Genomic DNA, 15,473 nt, shown 5'->3' with positions numbered 1-15,473 from the left:
CGCACGCCCCCTCAACCCCAAAGATGTGAGGGGGCGCAAACAAGATGCGGCCATGTTCCCGGCCGGTCTCTCAGATGGCGTCTGCGAGGCAGAGCTCGATGAGCCGCCGTGCTATGGTGCCGTGGGGAGGGAGCCTCGGCAGCCGGTCCGCCTCGAAGAAGTCGGCGGCCACCAGCTCTTCTTCCTGCAACCGGATCTCGCCGCTCTCGTACTCGGCGACAAATCCCATCATCAGGCTGTGGGGGAAGGGCCAGGGCTGGCTCGACACATAGCGTACGTTGCGCACCCGGATGCCGCTCTCCTCGAACACCTCCCGCGCCACGCACTGCTCGAGGTTCTCCCCCGCCTCCACGAAACCCGCCAGCACGGTGAACATGGGGTCGTCCACCTGATGATGGCGGCGATGGGCCGCCAGCAGCAGCGCCGAACCCTTGCGCACCGCCACTATGATACAGGGTGAGATGCGCGGATAGACCACATGGCCATGACGGCACCCCTGGGCCCACTCTCCCGCCTCTGGGGTCATGGGGGCGCCGCACTCGCCGCAGAAGCGATGGGTGCGGCGAAAGGTGACCAGCTGCCAGGCGCGGCCGGCGAGGCGAAAACCCTCCTCGTCCCCCGCCACCATGAGTTGACGCAGCGGAGCCATGGCCTGGGTATCGACCTCGGCCCCCAGGTCCAGCAACTGGCAAGGCAGGCCGTTCCATTCATCGAAACGGTCGAAATTCACATGATGGAGATGGGCGGGCAGGCAGGCCTTGGGGCCCTGTGGAATGCGCCCCTGTTCATCCAGCAGGACGAGGTGATCGCCCCCCAGCACGAACCAGAAGGCCTGTTCGGTTGATGACATAAGCGAAAGACTCTTGTTGAGAAACGGTGCGCCGGGCGCGGGATCGTTCGGCTCATCTTACGACCGGGGACGCCCGATGGCGACCCCCGGCAGGCTGTCCACCGCCATCGAGGGGGATTTCCCAAACGAGAGAGGGTCGCCATGGCGACCCTCTCTGGCGATCGCCCGGGCGATCAGTTCATCCAGCGCTCGCTCTGTTTGCGACGGCGGGGGATCATGGGCAGCAGGATACCGAGCAGGATGCCGCCCCCCACCATGGCACCACCGCGGATGAACCAGTCCATCTGCATGTCGTGCTCCCGGTTGTCGATGCTGCTGGTCAGGGCATCATTCTCGGCCTTGACGCTGGCGAGCTCCTCCCCCTGACTGTCGAGCTGCCCCTTGAGGGTCGCGAGCTGCGCCTCCTGCTCGGCTATCTTGCCATCCTTCTCGGCGAAGCGTTTCTCGTTGTCGCCATTGAGGTTTTGCAGGCGATCCTTGAGGGCTTGCAGCTCCTGTTCCAGCTGGGGCACCCGCACCTTGAGGCTGGGCTCGCGCTGCAGATCCTCGTTCTTGACCCAGCCTTCCCGGCCGCGTTCATCCACCACCTGGGTGAAGCCGGCCTGGCCGCCCTTCACGTCGAGGGCCTCGCCCGCCTTGACGCTGCCCAGGATCCGGTACTGGGTGCCCGGTCCCCCGTGCATGAAGATATAGATGTTGTCGGAAACATAACGGGTTTCGGCCAGGGCTGACTGGGCACACAGGCAGATCAGTATCCCGAGAAGGGCGCGCATGGTCTGTCGATTCTCTCATTGGGTTAGGGAGTGGCAGGAATGGTAAGCCCCGTGACGGTCAAAGGACAAGCAAAGAAACGGCCTCCCCCTCAAGGCTGGGGGGGAGGCCGTCGGACTCGGGCCCCATGCCCGCCCCGCCCTGGCGCGGCTTGCCATCATTGCTCACCGCCTGTCAGGGATCTCGCTTCAGCTGACGGATTTCGTCACGCAATTGCTGCAACTGCGCCAGTATCTGGGCCTGCTGCTCTGTCAGCTGCTGGTAGCGCAGCGCCTCCTCCTTCTGACCGGCCCCCGGCTGCAGAAACAGGCTGGCCATGAAACCGCTGATGGCGGCGTAGAGGCCGACACCGAACAGGATCAGCAGGCTGGCCAGAAAGCGTCCCTGCTCCGTCTTGGGCACCAGATCCCCGTAGCCCACGGTAGACAGTGTCACGAGCGTCCACCAGAAGGCGTCGTAGGGCGTCTCTATCTGGCTGCCCGGCTGACCGGACTCGACCCAGTACATGGCGCCGGACCCGACGCCCAGCAGCAGGAAGAACAGAAACAGGATCCCGGAGAGGCGGGTCTCGTTGCGCTCGCGGCGAAACATGGCCAGCAGATCCGGCCTGTCTCGCAGCAGCTGATAGACCCGCCACAACTGGATCAGCCGTGCCCAGCGCAGCTGTTCCACCATGGGCAGGCTGCCCGGCAGATAGAACCAGTTCCCCTTGAGGTAGGCCCAGCGATCCGGCGCCCGCCACCAGCCATAGGCGAAGTGGGCCAGGAAGAAGTAGCAGATCAGGCTGTCGATGTCATAGAACAGCTGAAGCGTCTGGGGACTCGCCAGCTCGAGCCAGCGGACACTGACCAGAGCCACCGAGACCAGAGAGAGGATCGCCATCAGCAGATCCAGGGTGCGCAAGTGCGTAAAGTGATGTCGCATGCAAATTCCAACTTTAAGCGGGAAACCAACTAATAAAACGGAAGATAATGCCGATAGCCCTGATGTGAAAGGCAAAATTCCCCATAGGAAAGGAGAGACGCTATGCAGTTCAACCCGCTGGAGCAGCGGCTGAGTGATATCCGCCTGGTTCCCAAGGTGATCCTGCTGATGGTATTCAGCACACTGTTGTTGCTGGCCAAGCTCTGGTTTGACGCCAGCAACCTGGAGAGCACCCTGCTCAGCGAGGGCATAGACGCCGTCAAGGCCAACGAGATCGCCTCCCGCCTCATCTGGACCGGTCTGGTGGAGACGGCCCTGATGGGGGTGGTGTTCGTGGTGCTGCTGATGGGGGGATCCCGCCTCATGGTCAAGCAGGTACGCTACCTGGTCAGCCTGCTGGATCGCTTCGCCCAGAAGGATCTCAGCCACAGAGTCGAGCTGGCCTCCAGGGATGAGTTCGGCGACATCGCCAAGGCGGTCGCCCACTCCCAGGAGGAGCTCAAGCAGGTGTTCGGCGAGCAGCGGGTCGCCTGCAAGGAGCTCAACGACATCGCCTCCCAGGTCACCCTGTGCATGGAGGAGGCCAACGAAGCCATCCGTGAGGAGTTCAACCAGATAGAGCAGCTCGCCAGCGCCATGACCCAGATGGTGGGCGCCATCAGCGAGGTGGCCCATCATGCCGAGCAGGCCTCCCACTCCACCAGCGAGACGAGCCAGCTGGCCCAGGAGGGGAGCCGCTGCGTCGCCGATACCGTCAGCACCATTCACACCCTCTCCGGCAACATCCAGCAATCCTCCAGCGTGGTTCACGACGTGGAGCAAGGGGTCGAGCGGATAGGCTCTGTGGTGGATACCATTCGCAGCATCTCTGAGCAGACCAACCTGCTGGCCCTCAACGCCGCCATCGAGGCCGCCCGCGCCGGTGAGGCGGGACGTGGCTTCGCCGTGGTTGCCGACGAGGTGCGCGGTCTGGCCAACCGGGCCCAGTCCGCCACCGTGGAGATCCAGCGGATGATAGAGCAGTTGCAGGGCAGTGCCCGCGCCGCCGCCGGCCTGATGGAGCAGAGCGTGACCCAGGCCGATCTCGGGGTGCAGCAGGTGACCCAGGCCGGTGAACAGCTGGACACCATAGTGGCCCGGGTGCAGGGGGTCGCGGACATGAATCGCCAGATTGCCACCGCCTCCGAGGAGCAGAGCGCGGTCGCCCAGGAGATGAGCGGCAACCTGGAGCAGGTCAAGCAGATAGTCGAAGGCTCTGTGGTGGTGCTGCGCGAGCTGCAGGATGCCTCCGTGCTGGTGGAGGGTCACAGCCAGACCCTCAGCCGCCATATTCAGGCCTTCAAGCTGGACTAGGCCTGCGCGCCCGGGACAAAAGGCGCTCATGGAGCCCTTGACGAACCCGGGCCTTGTCGCCACCTTAGCAAAGAGGAGCCCCCGGGCTCCTCTCTCGTTTCCATCAGCCAGGGCAAGGAGCCAGGATGCAGTACCAGAACGAACCGGCAGACAGGCTGGAGATCAGCGACGACAAGGGACGGCTCGACGTGCCGCTCATCCACCGCTTCTTATCCGAAGAAGCCTACTGGTGCCTCGGCATTCCCCTCTCTACCGTGCAGCGGGCCATCAACCATTCGCTGTGCGTCGGCGGCTATGTCGACGGCCAGCAGGTCGCCTTCGCCCGGGTCATCACCGACAAAGCCACCTTCGGCTATCTCTCCGATGTCTTCGTGCTGCCCGCCCATCGCGGTCGCGGCCACAGCAAGGCCCTGGTGGCGGCCATCCTCGATCACCCCGAGCTGCAGGGGCTGCGCCGCCTCATGCTGGCCACCTCGGATGCCCATGGGCTGTATGCCGGTTTCGGCTTCCAGGCCCCGACATATCCAGACAGCCTGATGGAACGCTATCAGCCGGATATCTACCGCCTGACCCGCTGACCTCGCCCCCGTCAACCGACATGGCGCCAGGCCGGATCCGGCTCACGCTTCCGAGCGAGCCCAGCGCCCCCGGCTAGGAGGCGGGAAAGCGCGATGTTAGATTGACCCTGATGCCATCAACGTAAGGAAGAGAACCTTGCCGCTCCCCGCGCCCCTCATGACCCTGGCCGATCGCCACTGGCAGCGCCTGCTGCTCCAGGCCCCCCACTACGGGGAGCTCGCCGAGGCCCACAGAGACGAACTGCTGACCCTGTTTGCCCTCTCCGACTTCGCCGCCGAGGCCCTGATCCAGGAGCCGACCCTGCTGGCCGAGCTGCTGGGATCCCGGGCGCTGCACTCGGATAACCGCTGGCAGGACTATGAGTCCGATCTTGCCGCCCAACTGGCCGACCTGACGGACGAAGAGGCGCTCAAGCGCACCCTGCGCCGCTTTCGTCGCAGCCGCATGCTGGCGATCGCCTGGCGCGAGCTGCTCATGGGCGCCGAGGTCGAAGAGAGCTTTGTCCATCTCACCAAACTGGCGGACACCCTCATCTGCGGCGCCCGGGACTGGCTCTACGCCAAACAGTGCGCCGAGCTCGGCACCCCCATGGATGGCGATGGCAACCCCCAGCCCCTGCTCATCCTCGGCATGGGCAAGCTGGGGGGCGGTGAGCTCAATTTTTCCTCGGACATCGATCTCATCTTCACCTTCCCCGACAACGGCTACACGGTCGGCGGGCGGCGCGAACTCGCCAACCAGCAATTCTTCATCAAGCTGGGGCAGCGCCTGATCAACGCCCTGCACCAGCCCACCCAGGATGGCCAGGTGTTTCGGGTCGACATGCGGCTGCGCCCGTTCGGCGAGGCGGGGCCGCTCGCCATCTCGTTTGCCGCCATGGAGGACTACTACCAGCACCATGGCCGCAACTGGGAGCGCTACGCCATGGTCAAGGCGCGGGTGCTGGGGCCCCAGTGCCAGCACGCCCAGGCCCTCACCGAGATGCTGCGCCCCTTCGTGTTTCGCCGCTACATCGACTTTGGCGTCATCGACGGCCTGCGCCAGATGAAGGCGATGATCGCCGCCGAGGTGCGTCGCAAGGGGCTGGAGGGCAACATCAAGCTGGGGGCTGGCGGCATTCGCGAGGTGGAATTCATCGCCCAGGCGCTGCAGCTCATCCGTGGCGGCCGCGAACCCGCCCTGCGGGTGCGTCACCTGCCCGAGGCCCTGGCGGCCATAGCACAGAGCGGCGCCCTCGATGGGGAGCGCTGCACGCGCCTGCTCCAGGCCTATCGCTTCCTGCGCCGGGTGGAGAACATCCTTCAGGAGATAGGGGATCAGCAGACCCAGACCCTGCCCACCGAGGAGCGGGATCGCCTGCGGCTCATCACCGCCATGGACTTCACCGACTGGGACAGCTTCATGGCGTACCTGGACGAGGAGATGGCCGTCGTCCATCAGGAGTTCGTCGCCGTGGTGGGGGAAGAGAAAGAGGCCCCCGCCCATCTGGAACAGATCTGGCTGGACTTGTGGCGCACCGAGCTCGATGCCACCGAGCTGGATACACTGCTCGCCACCCAGGGCATGAGCGACCCCGCGCCCCTCTGCGCCGCCCTGCTGCGCTTCAAGGAGGAGTACAGGCGCCGCCAGGTCGGGCCCCAGGGGCGCATCGCCCTGGACTGGCTGATGCCCGAGCTGCTGCGGCTGGTGGTGGCGAGCCGTGAGCCTGCCCGCCTGTTCGAGCGGGTCTGCACCCTGCTCACCCGCATCTTCACCCGCAGCGCCTACCTGCAACTGCTGGCGGAAAATCCCGCCGCCCTGCGCCAGCTGGTGCGCCTGTGCGACGAGAGCAACCTGGTGAGCGAGCAGCTGGCCCGCTACCCCATCTTGCTGGACGAGCTGCTGGATCCCCAGCACCTCTACCACCCCACCCCGCTGGATCAGTACAAGCCCCAGCTGCGCCAGTTCCTGCTGCGCATCCCCGAGGAGGACGTGGAGCAGCAGATGGAGGCGCTGCGCCAGTTCAAGCAGGTGCAGCTGCTGCGCATCGTCGCCGCCGACATCGCCGGTGCCCTGCCGCTGATGAAGGTGAGCGACCATCTCACCTGGCTGGCGGAGGCGATCACCGAGGAGGTGGTCAATCAGGCCTGGGCCCAGATGAGCGAGCGCTACGGGGTGCCCCCCGAGGTGGCGCTGAGCGGCCAGCGCGGCTTCGCCGTGGTGGCCTACGGCAAGCTCGGCGGCATCGAGCTCGGCTACGGCTCGGATCTCGACCTGGTGTTCCTGCACGGTGGCGACCCCAACGGCTACACAGACGGGCGCAAGCCCATCGACAGCCGCCAGTTCTACCTGCGCCTGGCCCAACGGATCCTGCACCTGTTCAGCACCCGCACCCCGTCCGGCATCCTCTACGAGATCGACATGCGGCTGCGCCCCTCCGGCGATGCCGGCCTGCTGGTCTCCTCCCTCGCCGCCTATGAACAGTATCAGCAACAGGAGGCCTGGACCTGGGAGCATCAGGCCCTGGTGCGGGCCCGCCCCATCTATGGCGATGATGCCGTGGTCGCCGAATTTACCCGCATCCGCCGCGCCGTGCTGGCCAGGAGCAGGGACCTGCCTACCCTGGCCAAGGAGGTACGGGAGATGCGCCAGAAGATGCGGGATCACCTGCTCAAGGCGGGCGAGGGAGAGTTCGATCTCAAGCAGTCCCCCGGCGGCATGGTGGACATAGAATTCATCGCCCAGTATCTGGTGCTGGCCCATGCCTGCGGCGAGCCGGACGCCCTCACCCGCTGGTCGGACAACGTGCGCATCTTCGACGAGTGCGTGATGGCGGGGGTATTGACCCTGGAGCAGGCGGAGGGGCTCAAGCAAGCCTATCTGGAGATCCGCAACCTGGGTCATCGCCTCAACCTCTCGGAGATCTCCCGCAAGGTGGGGGACGATCAGTTGCCACGAGAGCGGGGCCATGTGCTGGCGGTCTGGCAACAGTTGCTGGGAGAATGAGCAGAAGGGGCGCCATGGCGCCCCTTGTCACGTCAATATTGCTCGAAGACTCGATGTTCTTTCAAAACACACTCAATAGCGGTGAGCTGGATCCTGTTTCAAGCATTCTGACCTTGGAATCGTATGGCACTTTGCTATCTATAGACAAAGATAATATCTGTCCATGTCATCTCACAATTTCTGGCCAGATATGACAGAGAGTGAAAATCACCCCATGAGTTCAAGTCCCATTCTTCATGCAGAGAGGAAAATATGGATTTCTCAGAACAGCTACAGAGTCTCGCCAAGAAAATTTCCCAGCAATCATCAATGATCACGACAGAGGAGGCGACCAAGAACGCGTTTGTCATGCCATTTCTTAACCGAGTTCTCGGCTATGATGTTTTCGACCCTACCGAGGTGATCCCTGAATTCACCGCTGATACAGGAATAAAAAAGGGCGAAAAGGTTGACTACGCCATTCTCAAAGATGGGCAAGTTCAAATTCTGGTTGAGTGCAAAAAATACAGTGAGAAACTGTCGACCAAACACTCAGGGCAACTATTTCGATATTTCTCTGTCACCAATGCCAGGATCGGTATTCTGACCAATGGTGCTCAATATGAGTTCTATACCGACCTTGACGCCCCAAACAAGATGGACGAGAAGCCATTTCTGACATTGGACCTTGAAGATATAGACGAGCATATCGTTCCCGAAGTACTGAAGCTCACCAAGACCTCCTTCGATGTTGAATCTGTCGTCGATGCCGCGGGGGAGCTCAAATACCTCAGTCAGATCAAAAAACTGCTTGCAGAACAATTTGGGGCACCGGAAGAAGATTTTGTGAGGTTTTTTGCTTCCCGTATTTACGACGGAGTGCTTACCGTTCGTGTAAAGCAGTCTTTCACTGATATTACCAAGAAGGCCCTGAACCAGTTCCTTAATGACAGCATCAATGCACGACTGAAGTCAGCGATCGGGAGCAGTGTCAGCACATCTACTATTCAACCCATTTTTGATAATGAACAATCTACGGAGAATAATGAAAGCGCAGCTAATCAAGAGAAGTCAAAGGTAGAAACGACCATTGAGGAAATGGAGGCCTTCAACGTTGTCAAAGCCATCCTGAGACAAAAATTTGATGTCAGTCGGATAGCACCGAGAGATACCCAAAGCTATTTTGGCATCCTGCTAGATGATAATAACCGCAAGCAACTGTGCAGGTTACATTTCAATGCCAAACAGAAGTATCTTGGTCTGTTTGATGACGAGAAAAAAGAAACCAGGCATCCAATTAGTTCCATAGATGATATTTTTAACTTTGCTGACCAACTGCTGGCTGCAACAACCGTCTATGAATAATGATGATCCATGGGGGTCCCGCCCCTTTCCTCGACTGCCAAGAACATGAATGGATCGAGGTCATACGAAACCACCTCTGACAGCCGCCTGATCCGCTAGCTGGCAACACTCCTATATCACGTCACTGGCCATTCTGAGTCTACATCGGGCAGACTCAGAAGCTTGTGAATAGAAGGGGTATGCCTGCTCAGGACTTGATATAAGCAAACCCTTGCTGTTGCAGTTCGATCAGGGCCAGCACACCGGTGGAGACCACTTCGACCCCGGGGAGCAACTGGTCGGGAACCAGCCGCTGGCCTCGCAGGGAGTTGGCACAGGCCAGCAGCCTGACCCCTCGCGCCAGCAGGTCGGGCCACTGCGGCTCGCTCTCTCCGGCCGTCAGCAGGCTGGTCACCCCATTGCCATTGACCAGCAGCACCAGCTCCCCTGGCTCCCCCGCCATATCCTCTAGCAAGTTATTGATATTATTGAATGCCATCCGGCTGCGTTCCCGCTCGGACAGGTGAAAGACCACTCGTATCATCTGATGCCTCCTTGTCAGTGACCCCCATGATGACAGCCAGACGACCCCAAGGCGAGCCTCCTGGATTGACAGTGAGCGCCAGACTGGACCAGGACGAAATGGTCAGCCATGACTGGCGCCTCCTCTGGCCATGTGATCGAAAAAATAATATTTGAATGAAAAAGCGACACTCTGCGGTCTTCTGGATGAGGGCGATGACGGAAAACAGGATGAACCCATTGAGCGATCCGGTTCGTAATGGTTTGAGCGTCACACCCTGCACAGTGCTCAGATGAGCAGTATGGGGCACGCCTCGCAGAGGTGGCCACATGGCAGCCCGGCATACGGTCGGGCCATATCCTTCAAGGAGATAGAGATGCACGCAACTCGTAAAACCATGAACCGTCTGGCGGGGGCCGCTCTTGCGATGGCCGCCATTTCCCTCTCGGGCGCGGCCTTCGCGGAAGGCGCCAGCAAGCCCAACACGGGACAGAACGGTGAGAGTCAGGTTCACTGTTATGGCGTCAACAGCTGCAAGGGTCACAACGACTGCAAGACGGCAGATAACGCCTGCAAGGGCCAGGGATCCTGCAAGGGCCAGGGTTTCCTCACCATGACTCGTGAAGAGTGCAATGCCAAGGGTGGCACCATTCGCTGAGCAGGCCACACTCGGCTGTCGCTATGGCCGGTTACCCCCAGAGGGCGCCGGCCTGTTTTTCATGAACGACACAGCTTAGCCCCATCCCCTCGACTCAGGAGCCCAGATGCAACCCTTTCCCTGGCTTGGTTTTGGTTTGGGTCTCAGACCCCCCCACTTCCAGGAGGTGCTGGACGGCGCCCCCGGCGTGGACTGGTTCGAGATCCTCTCGGAGAACTTCATGGTGGCTGGCGGCAAACCATGCCACTACCTGGCGCAGATCCGCGCCGATTACCCCATCGTCATGCATGGGGTTTCCATGAACATAGGGTCGGCAGACCCCCTCGACATGGACTATCTGCACCGTCTCAAGGCGCTGATGATCCACATCGAACCTGCCTGGGTATCGGATCACCTCTGCTGGACCGGGGTGGCGGGCTACAACAGCCATGATCTGCTGCCCCTGCCGCTGACCCAAGGGGTGCTCGACCACCTGTGCGAGCGGATCCATCGGGTGCAAGATTACCTCGGCCGCCCTCTGGTACTGGAAAACGCCTCTACCTATCTCGAGTTTGCCCAGGCCGACTACTCAGAGCCTGAATTTCTCAACCAGCTCAGCCAGCGCAGCGGATGCCGCCTGCTGCTCGACCTCAACAACATCTATGTCAGCAGCCGCAATCACGGTTTCGATGCCAACGGCTATCTGGATGCCATAGCACAAGAGGCCGTCGTGCAGTTCCATCTCGCCGGTCACACCGATTATGGGGACTATGTGATAGACACCCATGACCATCCCATCGTCGACCCTGTCTGGGCGCTGTTCGAGCGGGCGGTGCGCCGCTTTGGCCCCGTCAGCACCATGATAGAACGCGATGACCATATCCCCCCCTTCGCCGAGCTGGTCACGGAGCTCGGCCGGGCCAGGACGATGGCGACCCCCCACTGGCCACCCGGGAGGCACAATGTCGACGCCCGCTGATCTCAAGGCGCTGCAACTGGCCTTCATGGCAGGCTTGCACCGGCAGGAGACCATGCCGCCCTTCCCCCTGCGAGACGGGCCCCTGCCAGCCGAGCTGCGCTGGCATATCTATGCCAATGCCTACCAGAGCCGCCTGCTGGAGTGCCTGCAACAGGATTTCGAGCAGACCTGGGCCTATGCGGGAGATGAGATGTTTGCCTCCCTCTGCCGGGACTACCTGGCTCAGCATCCCCCCCGCAGCTGGACCCTGCGTGAGCTGGGCGCCCACTTCGCCCCTTATCTCGTCCAGGCGTTACCTGACCACCCGCAACTCGGCGAGCTGGCCGAGTTCGAGTGGCGTCTGCGGGCCGCCTTCGATGCCGCCGACGCCTCGCCCCTGACCCTGGCCGAGATCCAGCGCGAAGACGCCGAGCGCTGGCCCGATCTGCGCTTTGAGCTGATCCCCTCCGCCGACCTCCACCTCCAGCACTTCAACACCCTGGCGGTATGGAAGGCCCTCAAGGCCGAACTGCCTCCCCCTGCCCCTCTCTATGACGCGCAGCCGGTCAGCTGCCTCATCTGGCGCAGCCCGGACCGTCTCATCCGCTATCGCAGCCTGACGGCGGAAGAGGCCACCCTGATCCGGGGCATGACCCAGCATCAGGACTTCGCCACCCTCTGTCTTGGGCTCAGCGCACTGCTGCCCGGTGACACCGCCGCCTTCCAGGCCGGTCAGTATCTGCAACGCTGGCTGGCAGACGGCTTGCTTGGCGGCTACCGGCCGGCGTGATGGTCACCCCTCTGAACCATGACCGCCTGATCGGGTGACTCCCAGACATGAAACAGCCCCGCCGGTCTCCCGGCGGGGCTGTCTGTCTGCGCGTCTCTTACTTGAACAGGCCCTTGAGCAGCTGGTCCGCCACCCCTTTTATCTGCTCGTCGTCCGCCTTGTCCCCGAGCAGCTTCTTGAGACCCCGCTCGGCCTCCTTGCGGGCCTTCTCTTCCAGCAACTGGTTATCCGCCAGCAGTCCCTTGACGTCGAGGCGATAGCTGGGCTGACGCCAATGACCGCCGATGATCACCGGGATGGTGATGCCCTTGAGATCCTCGAGCCCCTTGCCACCCTGCCCCTTGCTGGTCTCGACCACGGTCGTGGCCATCAGAAAATCCAGGGTCTCGGGCACCAGCGCCGTGCTGCCCTTGCCTTCGACCCGCAGCGCCGGTGCCAGCAGGCGGATGTCATCACTGCTTGCCTTACCCTGCCCGATCCGGAAATGGGCGGTCAGGGCGCTGAAGTCGGTCTTGCGCGCCTCCCCGGCCTCCCTCGCCTTCTCTCCCTTGAGGGTCGCCCTGGCCTCCCGCAGCATCTGCGGCAAGTTGATGCCATGGAGGGCGCCATCCTCCACCTTGAGATCCAGGGTGCCTGCCAGCTGGCTGCGCAGGGCGTGGGAGGAGAGACCGCGCCCGCTCAGCCGGATATCGGCGCTGCCCCGCCCGGCCAGCAGATCGGTCTGGGCCAGGGTTTGCAGCAGGGGTTGCAGATCGACACCGGCGATCTGCTTGTGAACCTGGAACGTCGCCGGCTGCTGGCGCGCATCTATCACCCCCTCCCCCTGGGCAGAGCCGCCAAACAGCCTGGCGTTGAAGCCTGTTATCCTGACCAGACCTGCATCTGCCGCCAGTGCCAGATCCACCTGTTCGGCCTTGACGCCATCGGCTATCAGGGTGCCCACCTTGAGCCGCCCCGCCAGATCCAGCCCCTTGAGCCAGGCCAGATCCGGCTCGGCCTCCCCGGTTGCTGCCAAACCGGCGCTGCCAGCGGCCTTGCCGGCCCCCTTGTCAGCCACTGGCTTGCTGCCCGCCTCTTTGGCAACCGGCGCCTCCTTGGCTTTGGTGGGGCGCCAGGCGTCAAGATCCAGCCGCTCGGCCGCCAGATCGAAGCGGATCCCAGGAATATCCTTCATGATCAGGCTGCCATTGCCCGCCAGCTGCAGCTCATCGGCCCCCAGGGCAACCCTGGACAGGGTCAGCGTCTTGCTCGCCATGGCCCACTGCCCCTCGGCGCCGAGCACCACCTTGATTTCGGGTCTTGGCAAATCCGGCCCCTTCAGCACTCCATCCAGGGTGACATCCGCCAGATCGAGCAGGCTCTGCGCCCCGTCGAGCCGCCCCTTGAGGCTGGCAGTCAGATCGAAGGCAAGCTCCCCCTGCCGACCCTGGGCGCTCACACCAAGCTGGCTCCACTGCCCCAGCGTGAGGCGATCCGCCCCCAGTGTGAAGCGATCGAGCCGGGTATCACCCTGCGCCAATTTCCCTTCCACCGTGAGCCCCTCCAGCTCGCTGCTCGCCAGATCCCGGCCCAGCCTGAGCCGGGTCCCCCCCTTGGCCGCCAGCGTCAACCCCTGATGTTCGCCATTCAGGGAGAAGGTCATGGGCACCCAGCTGTCGGGCTTGAGCTCACCCAGGGAGAGATCGAGCCGCGTCAGCTGCAGGCGGGAACCGTTGCGATCATCGATGACCAGGGCACTGGCCTGGGTCAGGGAAAGGCTCTCGATGGCCAGCTGCCAAGGCTCGGGACCTGATGCTTGCCCGCTCTCATCCTGGCCCGGCGCCCTGGTGCTGGCCCCACCCCCTTGAGCACTGCGGGTCAGCCCCGTCAGGTTGGAGCTGCCATCGGCACGGGTCTGGATGAAGAGATGGGCGCCTTCCAGGGACACCTCGCCAACCTGCAACCGGCGGGAGAGCAGGGGCAGCACGGCGACCGAGGCCTGGCCGCGCTCGAAGCGCACCAGATCCTGCTCGGCGAATCCGGCCGGATTGCGCAGCGCTGCCTGCTCGAGGGAGAGCCCCAGACTGGGCCAGAAAGTCCAGCTGATGGGGCCGTCGATGACGAGATCCCGCCCCGTGTTCTTCTTCACCTGCTCCATCAGCAGGGGCTTGAACTGTGCCGGATCAACCAGGGTCACCAGGCTTGTTATCGCGATCAACAAGGCTGCCGCCAACCCCAGCACGGCATAGAGGATCTTCTTCATGGCTCACTCACTCTCCTGCATAGATGGCTCGACTATATCACGGCCCATCCGGCTCTGAGCCGACTTGCCCCCAATCGCAGCCACAGTGCGACAGCTCCTGGGAAAGAGGGCGGCTCACCCCTTGAGATAGTCGGCAAACAACGTCTTGAATTTCTCCAGCTTGGGGCGGATCACCACCTGGCAGTAAGCCTGCTCCCCATGCTTGGCGAAATAATCCTGATGATGCGCCTCGGCAGGGTAGAAGCCGTCGTAACCGGTCAGCTCGGTCACCAGAGGGGCGGAGAATACCTTGGCCTCATCCAACGCCTGGATCATGGCGCTCGCAATCCTCACCTGCTCATCATCATGGGCGAAGATCACGGAGCGGTACTGGGGACCCACGTCATGTCCCTGGCGATGAAGGCTGGTGGGATCATGGCTGGCGAAGAAGGCCTCCAGCAGGGTCGCAAAGTCGATGATGGCGGGATCGTATTCAATCTGCACCACCTCCGCATGACCGGTCTGACCGGTACAGACTCGCCGGTAGTCGGCATCGTCGGCACGCCCTCCCGCATAGCCCGGGCTAACCCGGCTCACCCCTTTCAGGCAGCTGAATACCGCCTCGACACACCAGAAACAGCCGCCCCCCAGGGTGGCCAGGGCCATCTGAGGTTGTGGCTGCGAGCCCTCCTCTCTCGCCTCGAAGGTGAGGGAGACAGAATTGACGCAATGGCGCAGATTCTTCTCGGTCAGGTATTCCCCCTCGAACACATGGCCAAGGTGCCCCTCGCAGCGGGCGCAGACAATCTCGACCCTGCGGCCATCGGCATCCGGGACCCGCTTCACCGCCCCCGGCAGCTCGTCATCAAACGCCGGCCAGCCGCAGTGGGCATTGAACTTGTGCTCAGAGGCATAAAGGGGGGCACCGCACTTCTTGCACAGGTAGCGCCCGGGGGCATCATGGCGGTAATACTCGCCACTGAAAGGACGCTCTGTCCCCTTCTGCTCGATCACGTATTTTTCAAATTCGGTCAGGGTAGCCATGGCGAACCTCCTCATTGCGATGATTAACAGACCGGACAGTTCCTGCTCCCATTTCATGCTCCCGAGCCGCCAGGTGCAAGCCTGGTGTGACACGGGGCAGAGCGTTTCGCTAACGCCAAACAAACAAAAAGGCCTTCCCGTCGGGGGAAGGCCTTTCACATCAGCGAGGTAGCACACCAATGACACCCTTCATTATCCCTGCTAACCCACACAAAAGAAAAAGCCCCGACCATCTGATCCAGGGCTTTCAAGCAGTGGCACAGCGGATGGGAACACGGACAGAGTCCGGCTCATGCACAAGGAGCCACAGGCAGGGAGCGAGTTGCCAGTGGCGAGTAGCAGTCCTGGCGGTTGTCTCTTGTTTCCTCATTCCGTTCGCAAAAGCCAGATAGCAAAAAGGCCTTCCCGTGAGGGAAGGCCTTTCAAATTAGTGGCGGAGCGGACGGGACTCGAACCCGCGACCCCCGGCGTGACAGGCCGGTATTCTAACCGACTGAACTACCGCTCCGCATTCG

General features: G+C 62.4%; 13 protein-coding genes and 1 tRNA gene. 7 read left to right on the top strand and 7 right to left on the bottom strand.

Annotation, left to right across the window (positions count from 1 at the left end):
- Positions 1 to 70: 70 nt before the first annotated feature.
- From nudC to ACEUCR_RS18305, 3 genes are all read right to left on the bottom strand, one after another.
- Positions 71 to 850, bottom strand: a complete 780-nt coding sequence (nudC, locus tag ACEUCR_RS18315; protein WP_408760957.1) for an NAD(+) diphosphatase — start codon at positions 848 to 850, stop codon at positions 71 to 73.
- 173 nt (positions 851 to 1,023) lie between these two features.
- A complete protein-coding gene (locus ACEUCR_RS18310) occupies positions 1,024 to 1,623 on the bottom strand; it encodes a TIGR04211 family SH3 domain-containing protein (RefSeq protein ID WP_408760956.1) in 600 nt (199 codons plus the stop codon).
- Positions 1,624 to 1,795: 172 nt separating this feature from the next.
- Positions 1,796 to 2,545 (bottom strand): potassium channel family protein, encoded by a 750-nt coding sequence (locus tag ACEUCR_RS18305; RefSeq protein ID WP_392444374.1) that lies wholly within the window; start codon positions 2,543 to 2,545, stop codon positions 1,796 to 1,798.
- A gap of 102 nt (positions 2,546 to 2,647) precedes the next feature.
- Here ACEUCR_RS18305 and ACEUCR_RS18300 point away from each other — a divergent pair, with 102 nt between their 5' ends.
- From ACEUCR_RS18300 to ACEUCR_RS18285, 4 genes are all read left to right on the top strand, one after another.
- Positions 2,648 to 3,898: a methyl-accepting chemotaxis protein gene (locus ACEUCR_RS18300; RefSeq protein WP_408760954.1), complete on the top strand. Its 1,251-nt coding sequence runs from the start codon at positions 2,648 to 2,650 to the stop codon at positions 3,896 to 3,898.
- Between the two features lie 125 nt (positions 3,899 to 4,023).
- A complete protein-coding gene (locus ACEUCR_RS18295) occupies positions 4,024 to 4,476 on the top strand; it encodes a GNAT family N-acetyltransferase (RefSeq protein ID WP_041995270.1) in 453 nt (150 codons plus the stop codon).
- 157 nt (positions 4,477 to 4,633) lie between these two features.
- Positions 4,634 to 7,462 carry a bifunctional [glutamate--ammonia ligase]-adenylyl-L-tyrosine phosphorylase/[glutamate--ammonia-ligase] adenylyltransferase gene (glnE, locus tag ACEUCR_RS18290; RefSeq protein ID WP_408791794.1) on the top strand — a complete coding sequence of 943 codons (2,829 nt, stop codon included), beginning with the start codon at positions 4,634 to 4,636 and terminating at the stop codon, positions 7,460 to 7,462.
- 252 nt (positions 7,463 to 7,714) lie between these two features.
- Positions 7,715 to 8,806, top strand: coding sequence for a type I restriction endonuclease (locus ACEUCR_RS18285; RefSeq protein ID WP_408791746.1), 1,092 nt, complete (start codon positions 7,715 to 7,717; stop codon positions 8,804 to 8,806).
- Between the two features lie 187 nt (positions 8,807 to 8,993).
- Here ACEUCR_RS18285 and ACEUCR_RS18280 read toward each other — a convergent pair whose 3' ends face one another.
- Positions 8,994 to 9,329, bottom strand: coding sequence for a DsrE family protein (locus tag ACEUCR_RS18280; protein ID WP_162625882.1), 336 nt, complete (start codon positions 9,327 to 9,329; stop codon positions 8,994 to 8,996).
- Positions 9,330 to 9,684: 355 nt separating this feature from the next.
- Here ACEUCR_RS18280 and bufA2 point away from each other — a divergent pair, with 355 nt between their 5' ends.
- From bufA2 to ACEUCR_RS18265, 3 genes are all read left to right on the top strand, one after another.
- Positions 9,685 to 9,966: a BufA2 family periplasmic bufferin-type metallophore gene (gene bufA2 / locus ACEUCR_RS18275; protein WP_111874716.1), complete on the top strand. Its 282-nt coding sequence runs from the start codon at positions 9,685 to 9,687 to the stop codon at positions 9,964 to 9,966.
- A 106-nt stretch (positions 9,967 to 10,072) separates the two neighbouring features.
- Positions 10,073 to 10,924 carry an MNIO family bufferin maturase gene (gene bufB, locus ACEUCR_RS18270; protein ID WP_392444376.1) on the top strand — a complete coding sequence of 284 codons (852 nt, stop codon included), beginning with the start codon at positions 10,073 to 10,075 and terminating at the stop codon, positions 10,922 to 10,924.
- Complete coding sequence (locus tag ACEUCR_RS18265; RefSeq protein ID WP_408791743.1) at positions 10,908 to 11,693, top strand: HvfC/BufC family peptide modification chaperone; 786 nt, start codon at positions 10,908 to 10,910, stop codon at positions 11,691 to 11,693. Before bufB ends, ACEUCR_RS18265 begins: the two co-directional genes overlap by 17 nt.
- A gap of 97 nt (positions 11,694 to 11,790) precedes the next feature.
- On the opposite strand, the gene ACEUCR_RS18260 is transcribed toward ACEUCR_RS18265, so the two are convergent.
- The 3 genes from ACEUCR_RS18260 to ACEUCR_RS18250 all read right to left on the bottom strand — a co-directional run bounded on the left by ACEUCR_RS18260 (position 11,791) and on the right by ACEUCR_RS18250 (position 15,466).
- Positions 11,791 to 13,935 carry an AsmA family protein gene (locus tag ACEUCR_RS18260; protein WP_408791741.1) on the bottom strand — a complete coding sequence of 715 codons (2,145 nt, stop codon included), beginning with the start codon at positions 13,933 to 13,935 and terminating at the stop codon, positions 11,791 to 11,793.
- A gap of 114 nt (positions 13,936 to 14,049) precedes the next feature.
- Positions 14,050 to 14,958 (bottom strand): bifunctional methionine sulfoxide reductase B/A protein, encoded by a 909-nt coding sequence (locus tag ACEUCR_RS18255; RefSeq protein WP_041995260.1) that lies wholly within the window; start codon positions 14,956 to 14,958, stop codon positions 14,050 to 14,052.
- Between the two features lie 431 nt (positions 14,959 to 15,389).
- Positions 15,390 to 15,466: transfer RNA gene (locus ACEUCR_RS18250), tRNA-Asp, on the bottom strand.
- Positions 15,467 to 15,473: the final 7 nt, after the last annotated feature.

Origin of the sequence: Aeromonas bivalvium (assembly GCF_046078285.1) — a bacterium.
Taxonomy (GTDB): Bacteria; Pseudomonadota; Gammaproteobacteria; order Enterobacterales; family Aeromonadaceae; genus Aeromonas; species Aeromonas bivalvium.
Note: the sequence above shows the minus strand (reverse complement) of the source record. Positions and strands in the feature narration are given on the sequence as shown.

Coding starts and splice junctions, on each gene's coding strand:
- bufB (WP_392444376.1), top strand. CDS start 10,073: ATGCAACCCTTTCCCTGGCTTGGTTTTGGTTTGGGTCTCAGACCCCCC.
- ACEUCR_RS18260 (WP_408791741.1), bottom strand. CDS start 13,935: ATGAAGAAGATCCTCTATGCCGTGCTGGGGTTGGCGGCAGCCTTGTTG.
- ACEUCR_RS18255 (WP_041995260.1), bottom strand. CDS start 14,958: ATGGCTACCCTGACCGAATTTGAAAAATACGTGATCGAGCAGAAGGGG.
- bufA2 (WP_111874716.1), top strand. CDS start 9,685: ATGCACGCAACTCGTAAAACCATGAACCGTCTGGCGGGGGCCGCTCTT.
- ACEUCR_RS18280 (WP_162625882.1), bottom strand. CDS start 9,329: ATGATACGAGTGGTCTTTCACCTGTCCGAGCGGGAACGCAGCCGGATG.
- ACEUCR_RS18295 (WP_041995270.1), top strand. CDS start 4,024: ATGCAGTACCAGAACGAACCGGCAGACAGGCTGGAGATCAGCGACGAC.
- ACEUCR_RS18305 (WP_392444374.1), bottom strand. CDS start 2,545: ATGCGACATCACTTTACGCACTTGCGCACCCTGGATCTGCTGATGGCG.
- ACEUCR_RS18285 (WP_408791746.1), top strand. CDS start 7,715: ATGGATTTCTCAGAACAGCTACAGAGTCTCGCCAAGAAAATTTCCCAG.
- ACEUCR_RS18300 (WP_408760954.1), top strand. CDS start 2,648: ATGCAGTTCAACCCGCTGGAGCAGCGGCTGAGTGATATCCGCCTGGTT.
- ACEUCR_RS18265 (WP_408791743.1), top strand. CDS start 10,908: ATGTCGACGCCCGCTGATCTCAAGGCGCTGCAACTGGCCTTCATGGCA.
- nudC (WP_408760957.1), bottom strand. CDS start 850: ATGTCATCAACCGAACAGGCCTTCTGGTTCGTGCTGGGGGGCGATCAC.
- glnE (WP_408791794.1), top strand. CDS start 4,634: ATGACCCTGGCCGATCGCCACTGGCAGCGCCTGCTGCTCCAGGCCCCC.
- ACEUCR_RS18310 (WP_408760956.1), bottom strand. CDS start 1,623: ATGCGCGCCCTTCTCGGGATACTGATCTGCCTGTGTGCCCAGTCAGCC.